This is a genomic window from Bacteroides stercoris ATCC 43183, assembly GCF_025147325.1.
Classification (GTDB): domain Bacteria; phylum Bacteroidota; class Bacteroidia; order Bacteroidales; family Bacteroidaceae; genus Bacteroides; species Bacteroides stercoris.
The window spans coordinates 3,582,925-3,598,644 of the sequence record NZ_CP102262.1 but is presented as its reverse complement, the minus strand read 5'-3'; the positions used below and the strand labels follow the sequence as shown (position 1 = coordinate 3,598,644).

At 44.0% G+C, this 15,720-nt stretch carries 15 protein-coding genes and 1 pseudogene; 15 read left to right on the top strand and 1 reads right to left on the bottom strand.

Annotation, left to right across the window (positions count from 1 at the left end; translation table 11 throughout):
* The first annotated feature begins 217 nt into the window (after nucleotides 1-217).
* Both NQ565_RS15235 and NQ565_RS15230 read left to right on the top strand, forming a co-directional pair.
* Nucleotides 218-523 (top strand): hypothetical protein, encoded by a 306-nt coding sequence (locus NQ565_RS15235; protein WP_005859437.1) that lies wholly within the window; start codon nucleotides 218-220, stop codon nucleotides 521-523.
* Nucleotides 524-714: 191 nt separating this feature from the next.
* Nucleotides 715-2,168: pseudogene (locus NQ565_RS15230) on the top strand (IS1182 family transposase).
* 140 nt (nucleotides 2,169-2,308) lie between these two features.
* On the opposite strand, the gene NQ565_RS15225 reads toward NQ565_RS15230, so the two are convergent.
* The gene (locus NQ565_RS15225; protein WP_005654429.1) at nucleotides 2,309-2,584 is read right to left on the bottom strand and encodes a hypothetical protein; all 276 of its coding nucleotides are present in this window, start codon (nucleotides 2,582-2,584) and stop codon (nucleotides 2,309-2,311) included.
* Nucleotides 2,585-3,366: 782 nt separating this feature from the next.
* Here NQ565_RS15225 and NQ565_RS17005 point away from each other — a divergent pair.
* From NQ565_RS17005 to NQ565_RS15165, 13 genes are all read left to right on the top strand, one after another.
* Entirely contained in the window at nucleotides 3,367-3,576 is a 210-nt protein-coding gene (locus NQ565_RS17005) for a hypothetical protein (RefSeq protein ID WP_005654431.1), read from the top strand.
* A 161-nt stretch (nucleotides 3,577-3,737) separates the two neighbouring features.
* The gene (locus tag NQ565_RS15220; RefSeq protein ID WP_008777875.1) at nucleotides 3,738-4,190 is read left to right on the top strand and encodes a ferritin-like domain-containing protein; all 453 of its coding nucleotides are present in this window, start codon (nucleotides 3,738-3,740) and stop codon (nucleotides 4,188-4,190) included.
* A gap of 102 nt (nucleotides 4,191-4,292) precedes the next feature.
* A complete protein-coding gene (locus NQ565_RS15215; RefSeq protein ID WP_005851956.1) occupies nucleotides 4,293-4,940 on the top strand; it encodes a MarC family protein in 648 nt (215 codons plus the stop codon).
* A 50-nt stretch (nucleotides 4,941-4,990) separates the two neighbouring features.
* Nucleotides 4,991-5,500, top strand: a complete 510-nt coding sequence (locus tag NQ565_RS15210) for a ferritin (protein ID WP_005654442.1) — start codon at nucleotides 4,991-4,993, stop codon at nucleotides 5,498-5,500.
* 1 nt (nucleotide 5,501) lies between these two features.
* Nucleotides 5,502-6,551 (top strand): class I fructose-bisphosphate aldolase, encoded by a 1,050-nt coding sequence (locus NQ565_RS15205; protein ID WP_005654447.1) that lies wholly within the window; start codon nucleotides 5,502-5,504, stop codon nucleotides 6,549-6,551.
* Between the two features lie 13 nt (nucleotides 6,552-6,564).
* Nucleotides 6,565-7,314: a 2,3-diphosphoglycerate-dependent phosphoglycerate mutase gene (gene gpmA, locus NQ565_RS15200; RefSeq protein ID WP_005654449.1), complete on the top strand. Its 750-nt coding sequence runs from the start codon at nucleotides 6,565-6,567 to the stop codon at nucleotides 7,312-7,314.
* A 76-nt stretch (nucleotides 7,315-7,390) separates the two neighbouring features.
* Entirely contained in the window at nucleotides 7,391-7,819 is a 429-nt protein-coding gene (locus tag NQ565_RS15195) for an Hsp20/alpha crystallin family protein (RefSeq protein WP_005851963.1), read from the top strand.
* Nucleotides 7,820-7,920: 101 nt separating this feature from the next.
* Nucleotides 7,921-8,418, top strand: a complete 498-nt coding sequence (locus NQ565_RS15190; protein ID WP_005654453.1) for an RNA polymerase sigma factor — start codon at nucleotides 7,921-7,923, stop codon at nucleotides 8,416-8,418.
* A gap of 22 nt (nucleotides 8,419-8,440) precedes the next feature.
* The gene (gene pfkA, locus NQ565_RS15185; RefSeq protein ID WP_005654454.1) at nucleotides 8,441-9,427 is read left to right on the top strand and encodes a 6-phosphofructokinase; all 987 of its coding nucleotides are present in this window, start codon (nucleotides 8,441-8,443) and stop codon (nucleotides 9,425-9,427) included.
* Between the two features lie 13 nt (nucleotides 9,428-9,440).
* The gene (locus tag NQ565_RS15180; RefSeq protein ID WP_005654455.1) at nucleotides 9,441-11,687 is read left to right on the top strand and encodes a cation:proton antiporter domain-containing protein; all 2,247 of its coding nucleotides are present in this window, start codon (nucleotides 9,441-9,443) and stop codon (nucleotides 11,685-11,687) included.
* A 27-nt stretch (nucleotides 11,688-11,714) separates the two neighbouring features.
* On the top strand, nucleotides 11,715-14,273 hold the full coding sequence (gene glgP, locus NQ565_RS15175) for an alpha-glucan family phosphorylase (protein WP_005654457.1): 2,559 nt from the start codon (nucleotides 11,715-11,717) through the stop codon (nucleotides 14,271-14,273).
* Nucleotides 14,274-14,289: 16 nt separating this feature from the next.
* Entirely contained in the window at nucleotides 14,290-15,099 is an 810-nt protein-coding gene (locus NQ565_RS15170) for an arginase family protein (protein WP_005654458.1), read from the top strand.
* A 52-nt stretch (nucleotides 15,100-15,151) separates the two neighbouring features.
* A complete protein-coding gene (locus NQ565_RS15165) occupies nucleotides 15,152-15,688 on the top strand; it encodes a methylglyoxal synthase (protein WP_005654459.1) in 537 nt (178 codons plus the stop codon).
* Nucleotides 15,689-15,720 lie beyond the last annotated feature (32 nt).

Sequence of the window (15,720 nt, the reverse complement as noted above, 5' to 3'; positions counted from 1 at the left end):
TCTCTTATTCACAGTCGTTAGACCATGTGTAGCCATGTGTATCGCATTCCACATCATTGTAGAAAAAATGCCCATCAGACATTTGCATTATGCAATATGAATAATTCATAAGAGTCTGTTTTACAGCAATATGATAAATATCCATTTATTTGGCACGGTGATTGTCTATTCTTTAGCGTAAGACGATAAGATGTTTAACAATTTAATAATTAGCATTATGAAAAAGGTATTGTTTGCAGTAGCACTGGTAATGGGATTAGGTAGTTCAGTAGCATTCGCTAACAACATGGCATCAGATGTTGAAATCGTTGCAATGGTGAACGAGTTTAAACCGATTGATATAAAGGAACTCCCGCAGGCAGTTCAGGACGCCATCAAGAAAGACTATGCTGAATCCACCATTAAGGAAGCAGCCGTAGAAGTGGCAGAAGATGGCGTAAAGACTTATAAAGTAACTTTGGTTGATGCCGTCGGAACCGAAAGCGTTGTGTTTTTCAACGAAAAAGGTGAAATGCTGAAATAATTCTGAATGGTTATTTAGGATAACAGTTACATTTGCACATAAAATAAACAAGGCTGTCTCAAATAAACTTTGGGATGGCCTTTTTTGTGTCTGCAAAAAATCGGGTAAGCCCTAACTTCGCTCAGCCAGAACTTGCCCATCTCCCTAATTTTTTGTATCTTAGGGCATCAAGTCAAGATATCCCAAAGATAATGTTTAAAAGTTACACATCCAACGATAATCTGCTTTTACCTCCATGTTTAGGCGATTTTATTCCCCGGAACGATCCGGTCCGGGTTGTTCACCGCATCATTGAACAGATAAACCTTGAAGCACTTTACCGTAAGTATTCCCCTAAAGGCTGTTCTGCGTACCACCCACGCATGATGCTTCAGATTCTTGTCTATGCATTTGCGTAATATCTATTCCAGCCGTCGCATAGAAGAGTTCTGTCGTAATGACATACGCTTCATGTGGCTTACCGGCAATGTAACTCCTGACCATAATACCATCAACCGTTTCCGCAGCAGCCGGCTAAAGGATGTGCTGAAGACGATATTTGCAACCATTGTAAAGTTTCTCGTGGCGGAAGGTTTTGTAAGTCTGGATGTGGCCTGTACCGACGGGACGAAGATGGAGGTGAACGCCAACCGTTATACGTTCGTCTGGGGGGCAAATCTATACATACCCGCATATCCAGAATCGCGGAACAGCTTGAGGAGATATGGCAATACGCCGACTCCCTCACCAAGCAGGAACTGCGTGACTCCGCTCCGGTTGCCTATCAGGATATCACCCCGGAGAAAGTGGAAAAGGCACTCGGGCAGATAGATGATGCCCTGAATGGAGTGGATGCTGACAAGAAGATGAAAGCGAAGGTAAGACGTGTAAGGAAGTCATGGCTTGAACAGCTCAAGAAATATGAATCGCAGGGAAAGATACTTGACGGACGTAACAGCTACTCAAAGACAGACAATGATGCTACTTTCATGCGCATGAAAGATGACCATATGAAGAACAGACAACTCAAACCCGGATACAATCCCCAGTTCAGTACCAATAAACAGTTCATTCTGAACTATACCATCCATCAGTGTTGGGCGATACCTCCACCTATCCTCTGCATATGGATGATTTCCATTCCCTCTACGGCAGATACCCTGACGTGTCTGTCTGTGATGCCGGATACGGAAGTGAAGAGAACTATCTGTATGCTTTCAGACATGGCATTGAAACCTTTATAAAGTACAATTATTTTCATAACGAAGAAACCGACGGCATGTATTGTCCTATGGGACAGAGAATGGAAAGACTCTCCGATGCAAGGCGGGTAACAAACAACGGTTTTGTGCAGACCATATCAAGATACAAGGCACGTAACTATAAGGGCTGCCCGTTAAGATGCCGGTGCTACAGAAGCCGCTCGGAAAGGATTGTACAGGTAAATCACCGTCTGAGGAAAATCAAGGAAAGAGAACGTGAAAAGCTACTCTCTGATGAAGGTCTGAAATATCGCAGTCAGCGACCACAGGATGTGGAAGCCGTATTTGGAAACCTCAAGAACAACAAGCACTTCAAGAGGTTCCATCTTCGTGGATTTAAGAAGGTTGAAATTGAGTTCGCCCTGCTAGCCATAGCATATAATCTTGCAAAAGTAGCCTCTTAGGAGGCTTATGGCAACGAAAAAGCAGTTTGAAAGGATGAAATCTTCAAAAGTAAGTTTGTAAACACCTCTTTTGAGACGCCTCTCCTTTTTTAGTAAATTTGTATCTGTCTAATTTTTAAGCCCCTATATCCATACTCAATCTAACCAAACATCGCATGAAGTGGTACTGCTTCATCCAAATGCAACTGATAGGCACGTTCGTACATTATTTTGTGCTTGATTGTATCGTTATATCCATTGCAGCCATTATCTGTAGTCCATTTGTATCCATGACCCATTACAGACAGGCGTTGTTCAGTATGACTTATTTTTCCTCCCTGGTGTTTTTTATGGAGTATGCATTGTGCATTTTGCGGCACCGGCCAAATATCCGGATAGAGGTATAAACCGTGCACGATGGAAATATATTTTTTCATTCTACGGTTTGTGGACTCCGTGACCATTTTCCCTTATATGTTAACCTATATGTATTGGGATACGAATATTGTCCATGCCATTATCCTCCTTTACATTTTTATTATTGTCAAATAGATAAGATACTCACGGAAGAGTGGGTTATGGCCTATACTGCCTGCGGCATCATGGTCTGTTTTTCTGCTTGTACTATATAGAGCTTAATGTACAGCTTGAGGATTTCAAAAAAATTGTGACGGGCTTTGGCAGGCAGTAATTCTAAGACTTTTAATGAAGAAAAATTAAGCCACCCCTTAAAAAAGGAGATATTTCCTTTGAAAGAATTCATTTCTTTTATTACATTTGTATTAGTCTTTTAAAAATAGAAGATTTATAGTAAAGCGTTAAGGCATTATCCAAGTTCAGGAAATCCCCAATTTCGAAACAACAATTGGATAATACATTGGACGCTCCACGTACTATTTATATAGATTTTTGTTATATATAGGCGTGGGGCTTTGTGTATTATATGTTGTTGAGTATGGGGATACTTCTGAACGGTAATACCAAAGTTCCCACGCTTAACTTTATATAAACACAACTCCAGGGAACAGGGTTAGCTTATTATAAACATTATGAAAGCAACTTGTTTTAAAAGCGAGACAACTGTCTCCAACGACTTCCCCCCCTTCGTTTGTTACTGTCTTTTGTGGAATATTCTATCCTTTCATTTCCATCCTGTCTCTTTCGGGACATACCGTTCATTATCATACAAATTACATGCCAAGACACTTTTCTGCCTTCTATGGTACTAGATAATAGTAACTCCCCCTGTCACACAGAGGAAGAACTTTGGTTGCAGGTACTTTCTCTATCAAGAGAGTTGCAGGACTGTAAAGCTAGTCTGCACCATAATACTTTGGACTGTATTTCCGATAAGATTGAAGGAATAGAAAGAGAACTGGATATCTTATTGGATATTCTGCAAGGAAGACAAGACAAAAAGACACCATAGCGCTATTTTTTTGTGACAATTTGTCTATGCGGATAAGTATCCTATTATTTAAGCCTCGTTTAAGAATTCCGTTTTATGGGTTACCCACAATCGAATGGAATTTTTATATACAGGGAATAACACATAATATTAGTAATGGATTTTCAATATTCAGAGTGATAATGGATAAACGAATAGAAAACGCCATGAATGAGTTGATCAATACAGAAATATGGTCAACCGGTTTATACCTGTCATTGCAGGTCTATTTTGAAGATGAACGGCTTCCAATACTTAGCTCCTGGCTAAACTCCCAAGCACAGGACAATATGAACAAGGTTTATCAGATGATGAATCGGATATGCCATGATGGAGGATGTGTTGCAATCAATGAAATGAAACGGGATACACATGAATGGACAACGCCATTGAATGCCCTGAATGAATTGCTTGAACACGAGCAGTACATATCATGTCAGGTAAACACATTTCTCATATTATGCCGGAATGTGAACATGTCCTTCCATTCTTTCATCAGCGGGCTGTATGCAGACCGTATATATGTAAGTACGGTATTTATGGAATTATTACGTATCCTCGCCAAGGAAAACGAACGGAGACTACCTTATTTTTGACGGTATGGATTTAAGATTGATATTCTGCAAAATTTAATATTGCAGAATGCTATCTGGTATGTTTTTTGCAATATAATAATCGACAATAAAATATATGTCATCATGGATATATTTGTATATATAACATTGTGTTTCACTTCGCTATTCACCTTGATGGACCCGCTTGGAGTGATGCCGGTATTCCTGCAAATGACTGATGGAATGGATACGAAAGAACGCAGATGTATCGCCTTGAAAGCATGTACCATTGCATTTATCATATTAGTCCTTTTTACATTATCGGGCAGGTTCCTGTTTCATTTTTTCGGCATCTCAACAGACGGATTCCGGATTGTGGGAGGTATCATCATCTTTAAAATCGGATATGATATGTTGCAGGCACATTTCACCCATGTGAAACTGAATGAAACTGAACGAAAAGAATATTCCAAAGATATAACCATCACACCTCTTGCCATTCCGATGTTATGCGGTCCGGGAGCGATTTCCAGTGGAATAACATTGATGGAAGATGCTTCGGAATATACTTTCAAAATAGTATTGCTTGGCGTAATCGCTTTGGTCTGCATTCTTTCATTCTTTATTCTGTGCGCGTCCACCCAGCTTTTAAAAATCTTGGGAGAGACGGGAAACAATGTAATGATGAGACTGATGGGACTTATTCTGATGGTGATCGCCGTGGAATGTTTTATCAGCGGGATACGTCCGGTATTAATTGAAATTTTGAAACAAGCCCATGCTTGTTCTTAAAGAAGAGAGGTAATTTGGATTTATTATTAACATTAAAAGTTTGATTCGTCATGACTGAAAAATTGCAAAATGCCCTGAATGAGCAAATCACAGCAGAATTATGGTCTGCCAACCTGTATTTATCGATGTCTTTTTATCTGGAAAGAGAGGGCTTTTCCGGAATGGCTCGCTGGATGCAGAAACAATCTGCAGAAGAGATCGGGCATGCATATGCCATTGCTGAGTACATGATTAAGCGTGAGGCAACCCCGAAAGTGGACAAGGTCGATGTGGTTCCACAAGGTTGGGGTAACCCTGTTGAAGTATTCGAACATGCTTTGGAGCATGAAAAACATGTTTCCAAACTGATTGATGAATTGGTACAGGTAGCATCCGAAGAGAAAGACAATGCCACTCAGAACTTCTTGTGGCAATTTGTTCGTGAGCAGGTAGAAGAAGAAGCGAATGTACTCAATATTGTTAGTCGGCTAAGGAAAGCCGGAGACAGTGCTATCCTTTTTATGGATGCAAAACTGGGTGAACGGGAGTCACAAACCAGAATAATCAATAAAAATAAATAAGATGAAAATAGTAGATTTATTGGGAGGACAGGCTGAGTACTACCTGAACCATACATGTAAGACGATAGACAAACAACTTATCCATATTCCGGGACCGGATATGATAGATAAGGTATGGATGAATTCCGACAGGAATATACGCACCTTGGAGAGCCTACAAGCCCTGTACGGGCACGGGCGTCTGGCCAATACCGGGTATGTCTCCATCCTGCCGGTGGATCAGGGGATAGAACATTCTGCAGGAGCGTCTTTCGCCCCCAATCCGCTTTATTTCGATCCCGAAAACATCATAAAGCTGGCCATTGAAGGAGGATGCAACGCCGTGGCATCCACATTCGGAGTTCTGGGAGCTGTGGCACGTAAGTACGCCCATAAGATTCCTTTCATCGTGAAGTTGAACCATAACGAGCTGTTGACTTATCCGAACAGCTACGACCAGGTAATGTTCGGTACGGTAAAAGAGGCATGGAACATGGGTGCTGTAGCTGTCGGCGCTACCATTTATTTCGGTTCGGAACAAAGCCGCCGCCAGATAGTAGAAGTGTCACAGGCTTTTGAATATGCCCACGAACTGGGAATGGCTACTATTTTATGGTGCTATTTGAGAAACAGCAGCTTCAAAAAGGATGGAACCGACTATCATGCCGCTGCCGATTTAACAGGACAAGCCAACCATATCGGGGTTACCATCAAAGCCGATATCGTGAAGCAGAAGCTCCCATCCAATAACGGCGGTTTCAAGGCTATCGGATTCGGAAAGACAAACGAGCGTATGTATTCGGAACTGACCACTGACCATCCGATAGACCTTTGTCGTTATCAGGTGGCGAATGGCTATATGGGACGTGTCGGATTGATCAACTCGGGCGGGGAATCCCATGGGGAATCCGACCTGCATGATGCCGTCGTAACGGCAGTAGTAAACAAGCGTGCAGGTGGTATGGGGCTGATCAGCGGTCGTAAGGCTTTCCAGAAACCGATGAAAGACGGAGTTCAACTTCTGAACACCATTCAGGACGTATATCTGGATTCTTCAATAACCATTGCATAAAGGAGAAGTATCCATGAAAAGAATAGTGTTATTACGTCATGGCGAAAGCCTATGGAACAAAGAAAACCGTTTTACCGGATGGACGGACGTGGATTTAAGCGAGAAAGGAGTCGAAGAAGCCTGCAAGGCAGGCGATGCATTACGGGAGGCCGGATTTTCTTTTGAGGCAGCTTACACTTCTTACTTGAAACGTGCCGTAAAAACGTTGAACTGTGTCCTGGACCGGCTGGATGAAGACTGGATTCCGGTTGAAAAGACCTGGCGGCTGAACGAGAAGCATTACGGCATGCTTCAAGGACTGAATAAGAGTGAGACGGCGGTCCAATATGGTGAAGAACAAGTACACATCTGGCGAAGAAGCTATGACGTGGCTCCCGCTCCGGTAGGCAAAGATGATCCCCGTAATCCGGGCATGGATATCCGCTATGCCGGTGTGCCAGATAGGGAACTTCCCCGTACGGAATCCCTGAAAGATGCTATTGGGCGTGTCATGCCTTACTGGGAATGCATCATCTTTCCCGCATTGATGTATAAGGACAGCCTGCTAGTAGTCGCCCATGGCAACAGCCTGCGCGGAATCATCAAGCATCTCAAAGGGATTTCCGATACGGATATTTCCAACCTGAACCTGCCTACGGCGGTTCCTTATGTCTTTGAATTTGACGACAGACTGGTTCTTGTCAAGGACTACTACCTTGGAAACCCGGAAGAGATACGGAAACGGACAAAGGCTGTAGCTGAACAAGGTATGATCAGACGATAAAAGTCAGTCAATCAGACTGGATTGTATTGTCTTTTTGAATATTTTATTTATTAACAATTTAAAAAAGGAGGTAAAAATGGTACCTGTAAAAACAAACTCAAACTGGTTGCCGAGTATTTTTAACGATTTCTTCGAGAATGAGTGGCTGGCAAAAACGGGAGTTACGGCTCCTGCCATCAATGTCATTGAGAATGACAAGGACTACAAGGTTGAAATGGCGGCTCCCGGAATGACAAAGGATGATTTCAAGGTGAATGTTGACGAGAACAACAACCTGACAATCTGCATGGAAAAGAAAGAAGAGAAGAAGGAGGAGAAGAAAGACAAGAAGTATCTCCGCCGCGAATTCTCATATTCCAAGTTCCAGCAGACCATCCTGCTGCCTGAAAATGTGGAGAAGGATAAGATCTCCGCAAAAGTCGAACACGGGATTCTGTCCATTGAAATCCCGAAAATGAAGGAGGAAGAAAAACAAAAAACTTCCAAGGCTATCGAGGTTAAATAATTCCAGATCTGGAATGTCGTAAGGTCGGACAGGCTTTTCTTGTTCGGAAAAGCCGTCCGACCTTTAACAGACACTTCCGGAACAGGGAACCGGCACAACCGATGAAGGAATTCAATTTTGAAAAAAAACTACTTGGCGTACAGGACGAACTGTTCCGTTTTGCGTACAAACTGACAGCTAACAGGGAGAAGGCGGAAGACCTGTTGCAGGATACCCTGCTCAAGGCAATGCTTCACAAAGAAAGTTACAACAAGAACACGAATTTCAAAGGGTGGCTGTTTATCATCATGCGCAACACGTTTATCAACGGTTACCGGGCGGAGGTCGGTCATACCCGCCTGTACATATCCTCCGATCCTGCATATTATTCGCGGATCATGGACGAGTCCCGTAGAGAGGAGGTGGACAAGAACTATGACCTGGAAAAGATACGTAATGCCATCAAAAGTGTACCGGAGTCACATTTCATACCTTTTGAGATGTACCTGTCAGGATTCAAATACCGTGAGATAGCGGAAAGAACCGGCGTGAGTTTGGGAACTATAAAGAGCCGTATTTTTCACTGCCGGAAAAAACTGAAAGCTATATTGGCAGAATGAAACAAAACAAGAACTGAGATAGATGAAAAAAGATGAATATATAGGAATTCTGACTTCCGGAGGGGACGCTTCCGGAATGAATGCGGCTATCCGTGCCGTGACCCGCGCCGCTATTTTTAACGGATTTAAAGTGAAAGGAATTTATAGAGGCTACGAGGGGCTGATTGCCGGTGAAGTGAAAGAACTCACTACGGAAGACGTAAGCAGCATTATCCAGAGGGGAGGTACCATACTGAAAACAGCCCGCTCCGAGACTTTCATCACTCCCGAAGGACGCAAGAAAGCTTATGAGATCATACAGAAAGAGAACATCAATGCATTGATAATTATCGGTGGAGACGGTTCCCTGACGGGATCCCGGATCTTTGCGGAGGAGTATGATGTGACGTGCATAGGATTGCCCGGCACCATTGACAATGATCTGTACGGCACCGATTTTACCATAGGATATGATACGGCCCTGAACACCATCGTGGAGTGTGTGGACAAAATCCGGGATACGGCCACCTCGCACGACCGCATTTTCTTTGTCGAGGTGATGGGGCGTGATGCGGGCTTCCTGGCACAAAACAGCGCAATAGCTTCCGGTGCTGAAGCGGCCATCATTCCGGAAGACCGGACGGACGTGGACCAGTTGGAAACATTCATCGGACGTGGATTCAGAAAGACGAAAAACAGCAGCATCGTAATTGTGACCGAAAGTCCTGAAAACAAGAATGGAGGTGCCATGTATTACGCCGACCGGGTAAAGAAGGAATATCCCGGATATGATGTCAGGGTTTCTATCCTGGGCCATCTGCAACGGGGTGGCGCTCCGAGTGCCAATGACCGCATACTGGCAAGCCGGCTGGGTGAAGCCGCAATCCAGGCCTTGATGGAAGGCCAGCGAAATGTTATGATAGGCATACGGAACAACGAGATTGTTTATGTTCCTTTTGTCCAGGCAATCAAAAAGGACAAGCCTATTGACAAAAGCCTGATCCGGGTCCTTAACGAATTATCGATCTAAAATAACCGTTAATATGTCAGAAGTTGCTCCTTTAATATCGGATCTTGCCATAATTCTGATTATTGCCGGTATTGTAACCGTCATTTTCAAGTGGCTGAAGCAACCGGTCATATTGGGCTACATTGTAGCCGGTATTATGGCGGGTCCTTCCGTTTCCCTGGTCCCGACTGTTTCCGATCCTGCCAATATCAAAATATGGGCGGACATCGGTGTCATTTTTCTGCTGTTCGCGATGGGACTGGACTTTTCGTTCAAGAAATTGATAAATGTGGGCATTACGGCTATCGTTGCCACTGTCACTATTGTATGTGGCATGATGTTCATAGGCTATACAGCGGGGAATGCAATGGGGTTCTCCCACATGAGCAGTATTTTTCTGGGTGGAATGTTGTCCATGTCGTCCACGGCCATCGTATTCAAGGCCTTCAATGACATGGGACTTCTCCAACAGAAATTCACCGGCATTGTCTTGGGGATTCTTGTCATCGAAGATCTGGTGGCGGTAGTGATGATGGTTATTCTTTCCACGTTGGCGGTAGGCAAACATTTTGAAGGGAAGGAGATGCTGGAAAGTATATTGAAGCTGGCCGCTTTCCTGATTTTCTGGTCGGCATTGGGCATCTATCTGATACCTACCCTGCTGAAGAAGATACGCCGTTTCACCAGCAACGAGATTTTATTGATAACCTCTCTGGGACTTTGCCTGGGAATGGTGATGATTGCGACAAAAGCGGGATTTTCTGCCGCATTAGGAGCCTTTGTCATGGGGTCCCTGCTGGCAGAGACCGTTGAAGCGGGAAAAATCGCACATATCGTACAGCCGGTAAAAGACCTGTTCGCTTCCATATTTTTCGTGTCGGTGGGAATGATGATCGATCCTGCCATGATGTGGGAATATGCTGTCCCTATTCTCACCCTGACATTGCTGGTACTGTCCGGCCAGGTACTATTCGGGAGCTTTGGTATCCTGCTTTCCGGCCAGCCGTTGAAAATCGCCATACAGTCCGGCTTTTCACTGACACAGGTCGGTGAGTTCGCATTCATTATCGCATCTTTAGGCGTCAGTCTGAATGTCACGGACAAGTATCTCTATCCGGTCATAGTGGCCGTATCTGTCATAACGACTTTTCTTACCCCCTATATGATACGGCTTTCGGAACCTGCATACCGGTTTATAGACAGCCACCTGCCTGAATCCCTGAAAGATTATCTCGTACACTATACGTCCGGGGCAATGACTGTAAAACACCAGGGTACTTGGCATAAACTGATCCGGTCTATGCTGGTGTCTGTCACACTCTATCTAGTCGTATGCGTTTTTTTCATCACTTTATATTTTTCCTATGTACATCCTTTGATTAGGAAAAGTCTGCCGGGAATGGAAGGGAACTTGTTGGGCTTCGTCATCATCTTTCTTGTCATATCCCCGTTTCTGTGGGCCATCATCATGAAAAAGAACAATTCAACCGAGTTCCGTAAACTCTGGACGGACAACAAGTTCAACAGAGGGCCTTTGGTATCAATAGTACTTGTCAAAATACTGATCTGCACGATTATCATGATGAGTATCATTACCCATCTTTTCAATGTTGCCTTGGGAGCCGGGCTGGTAGTCTCTTCCATTATCATTGCCGTCATTTATTTTTCCAAGCGGATCAAGAAACGGTCGCTGACTATAGAGAGACAATTTATGGCAAACTTTCAAGGGACGGATGGGAATGGACTTTCTACAGAAAGTGATACAGGCTCCACCCTTGGCAGCAATATCCCGTTCAAGGAATTACATTTGGCGGATTTCACAGTATCCCCTGATTCCATATATGTGGGCAGAACATTAAAAGAAAGCAGACTACGCACCTTGTTTCAGATAAATGTGATTTCAATCACCCGTGGAGAAAAACGCCTGGATATACCACAAGGGGAAGAACATCTCTATCCATATGACAAGGTTACGGTCGTAGGTACGGACCGGCAGTTGGAAAGCTTCCGGACATCCATGGAACAAAAGGAGGTAGAAAGGAACGGGAACGAAACATCCTTGCAGGATGAGATGGAAATAGGGCAATTCCCTGTCGAAGGAGGTTCACCATTGATCGGAAAGACGATCCGGGAGGAGGACATATCGGATAGCATCATTATCGGAATAGAGAGGAGTACCGCGAATATTATGAATCCAGACCCTGATACAATTTTCAAGGAGAATGATACGGTATGGATTGTCGGTAAACGAAAAATAATAAAAGGATTGAATAAAGATTAGAACTTATTTAATTTAATATAAAATGTCATGGAATATTCAAGTTATAATGTAAATACCCCTCAATGGAGGGAGATTACAGTAGGTTCACATCTTCCTGCAGAACTGCGGAAGCTTGCAGAAATCGCACATAATCTCTGGTGGACATGGAATGATGACGTAAAGAAACTGTATTGTGATTTGGACCCGGGACTTTGGAAAGAGGTGGAACAGAATCCGGTATTGTTTCTGGAGCGGATAAATTATGAAAAGCTGGTAGCGCTGGCACATGATGAGAACTTTGTCTATAAAATGGATGCCGTCTATTCCGCCTTCAAAAAATACATCGATGTGGAACCGGACCACCAGCGCCCGTCAATAGCTTATTTCAGCATGGAATACGGCTTGGATGAAGTTCTTAAGATATATTCCGGTGGTTTGGGAATGTTGGCGGGGGATTACCTAAAAGAGGCGTCGGACAGCAATGTGGACCTTTGTGCCATAGGACTTTTGTACCGTTACGGTTATTTTGACCAGTCGCTTTCCATGGACGGCCAGCAGACAGTCAATTATAAAGCGCAGAATTTCGGGCAGCTCCCGATTGAAAAGGTAATGCAACCGGATGGGAAACAACTGGTAATCCACGTCCCCTATGCCGACAGTTTTGTGGTACATGCCAATGTTTGGAAAGCCAGTGTGGGGCGTATCCCCCTTTATCTGCTGGATACGGACAATGAACTCAACAGCGAGTTTGACCGCCCTATCACTCACCATCTGTATGGAGGTGACTGGGAGAATCGGCTAAAACAGGAAATTCTGCTTGGCATAGGCGGGATGATGACGCTGAAAGCTTTGGGTATAACGAAGGATGTATATCACTGTAATGAGGGGCATGCCGCATTGATCAATATCCAGCGGCTTTGTGATTACATAAATGGCGGCTTGAATTTTGGGCAGGCCATGGAGCTGGTACGTGCTTCCTCACTTTATACCGTACATACTCCCGTACCCGCTGGTCATGATTATTTTGACGAAGGGCTTTTCAATAAATATATGAAGGGATATCCTGGCAAGTTGGGTATAACCTGGGATAACCTGATGGATCTCGGGCGTCACAATCCGGGAGACAAGGAGGAACGTTTCTGCATGTCTGTCTTCGCCTGCAAGACCTGCCAGGAGGTAAACGGCGTCAGCAAGTTACATAAATCGGTATCTCAGCAAATGTTTGCGCCGATCTGGAAGGGATACTTCCCGGAAGAGAACCATGTGGGTTATGTAACCAACGGGGTACATCTGCCTACCTGGTGTGCGGCAGAATGGAAAAAGCTTTTCAAGGACAATTTTGATGAGAACTTTTTCTGTGACCAGTCCAATCAGAAAATCTGGGAGGCTGTCTATGGCATCCCAGATGAAGAGATATGGAATACCCGGTTAAAACAGAAAGCAAAATTGCTGGACTATATCAAAAGCAAATGCAGCAAGGACTGGCTCAGGAGTCAGGTTGATCCGGCATTGAGCGTTTCCATTTTTGAGAGATTCAATCCCGATGCCCTTCTAATAGGTTTCGGACGCCGTTTTGCTACATATAAGAGGGCTCATCTTCTGTTCACGGATATAGACCGACTTGCTAGGATCGTGAATAATCCGAAATATCCGGTACAGTTCATCTTTGCAGGCAAAGCCCATCCCAATGACGGTGCCGGGCAGGGACTGATCAAGCAAATCGTGGAAATATCCCGGCGCCCGGAATTTTTAGGTAAAATCATATTCTTGGAGAATTACGACATGGACCTGGCGCGCCATCTTATCTCGGGTGTGGATATCTGGATGAATACCCCTACGCGGTTGGCAGAAGCTTCGGGTACGTCGGGCGAGAAGGCATTGATGAACGGTGTGCTTAATTTCTCCGTGCTGGACGGTTGGTGGTATGAAGGATACCGCAAGGATGCCGGATGGGCACTGACCGATAAAAGTACTTATCAGAATGAACAGTACCAAAACCAGCTGGATGCCGAAGCCATCTATTATTTGTTGGAGCATGACATCCTGCCACTATATTACGAGCATGGGGGGAAGAACTATTCGGAAAACTGGGTCAAGTATATCAAGAACTCAATCGCACAAATCGCTCCCCATTTTACCATGAAAAGACAGTTGGACGACTACTATGACAGGTTCTATAACAAGCTGTCAGAGCATTTCCATATTCTGGCAGCCGACAACTTTGCGAAGGCGAAAATGATGGCTGACTGGAAAGCAAACGTCCGGAGCAGATGGGATGCCATAGAAATCAAATCCATAGAGGCTGGGAATGGGCTGAATGCCACGGTTGAAGCCGGAAAGGAATATGAGGTGACGGTTGTCGTTGATGAGAAAGGCCTGGATGACGCAATCGGAATAGAATCGGTCATTATCAGGCATGAAGGCGGTCAGGATCACATATATGAGGTAATTCCCCTTTCGTCAGTTTCCAAGAATGGGAATTTATATACCTTTAAGGCGACATCCGGCATTTTCAACGCCGGAAGCTTCAAGCAGGCCTTCCGTATGTATCCCAAGAATGCTTTGTTACCTCACCGGCAAGATTTCTGTTATGTACGATGGTTTTAATGAACAGTAAAAGGAAATGCAAAAACAACGTATGAGCGGGCAAAATCAAAAAACAGATAAACGGAGAGCATGGCCGATCATCATCATGAACTTCACGGGAGTGTATGACTACGAGGCGTTTGCCCGGAACAATAAGTTTATATGGTTGGACTGTCGTCATCTTTATGGTACAGAGGGCTACTGTGACAGGGATGGTACTTTGGCTTTGAAGCGGATGATTGCTGATTATCCGGCGGAGGGAGTCCATTTCATCGATTCAGGCAACTATCATTATTTGACTAAATTCTGGACAGACAAACTCGAAACTCCGTTTTCGCTGATTGTGTTCGACCACCATCCCGATATGCAGCCACCGTTGTTTGACAACATACTTTCTTGCGGAAGTTGGGTAAAGAATATATTGGACCATAACAACAACTGCAAGAAAGTAATTATCGTAGGTGCTTCAGACAAACTGATACAGGCTGTGCCGAAAGGATATGAAAGACAAGTCCGGTTTTACAGTGAAACTACGCTCATGCACGAAGAGGGTTGGCAGGACTTTTCTTCCGGACATATCAACGGGCCGGTTTACATTTCCATAGACAAGGATGTCTTGAATCCGGCTTCGGCAGCAACAAACTGGGATCAAGGTTCTCTCAGCTTATGGGAATTGGAGATACTGCTGGCTGTTATTCTTCAGAAAGAACAGGTAGTGGGCATTGACATCTGTGGGGAATGCTCCACAACACTCAATCTTTTTGAAGAAAAACGGGAAACCATCATGGATAGCCGGGCAAACAAAGAATTGCTCAGACTTATCCGGTCATCCTCCGGCCTTCAATAGAATTAGTTTTTTCTTGTTATTATAATTTATCATATAAAAATAATTTAGCTTAATGAAAACAATTGTTCGAAGAATTGGGCTTGTTGCACACGATGCAATGAAAAAAGACATGATAGAGTGGGTTCTCTGGAACTCGGAACGTCTGATAGGACATAAATTCTATTGTACGGGTACAACCGGTACACTAATTAAAAAAGCCCTTGAAGAAAAACATCCTGAAATCAAATGGGATATCACAATCCTGAAATCTGGTCCTTTAGGAGGTGACCAGCAAATTGGTTCGCGGATCGTAGAAGGAGAAATAGACTATCTGTTCTTTTTTACAGATCCGATGACACTACAGCCGCACGATACGGATGTGAAAGCATTGACCAGACTGGCTGGAGTTGAAAATATTGTTTTCTGCTGTAACCGTTCGACTGCGGACCACATTATTACGAGTCCCTTATTCACTGACCCAACTTACGAACGTATTCACCCGGATTATACCAATTACACGCAGCGTTTTGAAAACAAGGGAATCATATCTGAAGCAGTGGAGCAAGTGAAAAAGCGGAGGAATAAAAGTGAGAATAACATTTCCAAATGAACTGTAATAAGTAGTAGCATATTTATAAGGCT

Coding starts and splice junctions, on each gene's coding strand:
- NQ565_RS15235 (WP_005859437.1), top strand. CDS start 218: ATGAAAAAGGTATTGTTTGCAGTAGCACTGGTAATGGGATTAGGTAGT.
- NQ565_RS15225 (WP_005654429.1), bottom strand. CDS start 2,584: ATGAAAAAATATATTTCCATCGTGCACGGTTTATACCTCTATCCGGAT.
- NQ565_RS17005 (WP_005654431.1), top strand. CDS start 3,367: ATGGTACTAGATAATAGTAACTCCCCCTGTCACACAGAGGAAGAACTT.
- NQ565_RS15220 (WP_008777875.1), top strand. CDS start 3,738: ATGGATAAACGAATAGAAAACGCCATGAATGAGTTGATCAATACAGAA.
- NQ565_RS15215 (WP_005851956.1), top strand. CDS start 4,293: ATGGATATATTTGTATATATAACATTGTGTTTCACTTCGCTATTCACC.
- NQ565_RS15210 (WP_005654442.1), top strand. CDS start 4,991: ATGACTGAAAAATTGCAAAATGCCCTGAATGAGCAAATCACAGCAGAA.
- NQ565_RS15205 (WP_005654447.1), top strand. CDS start 5,502: ATGAAAATAGTAGATTTATTGGGAGGACAGGCTGAGTACTACCTGAAC.
- gpmA (WP_005654449.1), top strand. CDS start 6,565: ATGAAAAGAATAGTGTTATTACGTCATGGCGAAAGCCTATGGAACAAA.
- NQ565_RS15195 (WP_005851963.1), top strand. CDS start 7,391: ATGGTACCTGTAAAAACAAACTCAAACTGGTTGCCGAGTATTTTTAAC.
- NQ565_RS15190 (WP_005654453.1), top strand. CDS start 7,921: ATGAAGGAATTCAATTTTGAAAAAAAACTACTTGGCGTACAGGACGAA.
- pfkA (WP_005654454.1), top strand. CDS start 8,441: ATGAAAAAAGATGAATATATAGGAATTCTGACTTCCGGAGGGGACGCT.
- NQ565_RS15180 (WP_005654455.1), top strand. CDS start 9,441: ATGTCAGAAGTTGCTCCTTTAATATCGGATCTTGCCATAATTCTGATT.
- glgP (WP_005654457.1), top strand. CDS start 11,715: ATGGAATATTCAAGTTATAATGTAAATACCCCTCAATGGAGGGAGATT.
- NQ565_RS15170 (WP_005654458.1), top strand. CDS start 14,290: ATGCAAAAACAACGTATGAGCGGGCAAAATCAAAAAACAGATAAACGG.
- NQ565_RS15165 (WP_005654459.1), top strand. CDS start 15,152: ATGAAAACAATTGTTCGAAGAATTGGGCTTGTTGCACACGATGCAATG.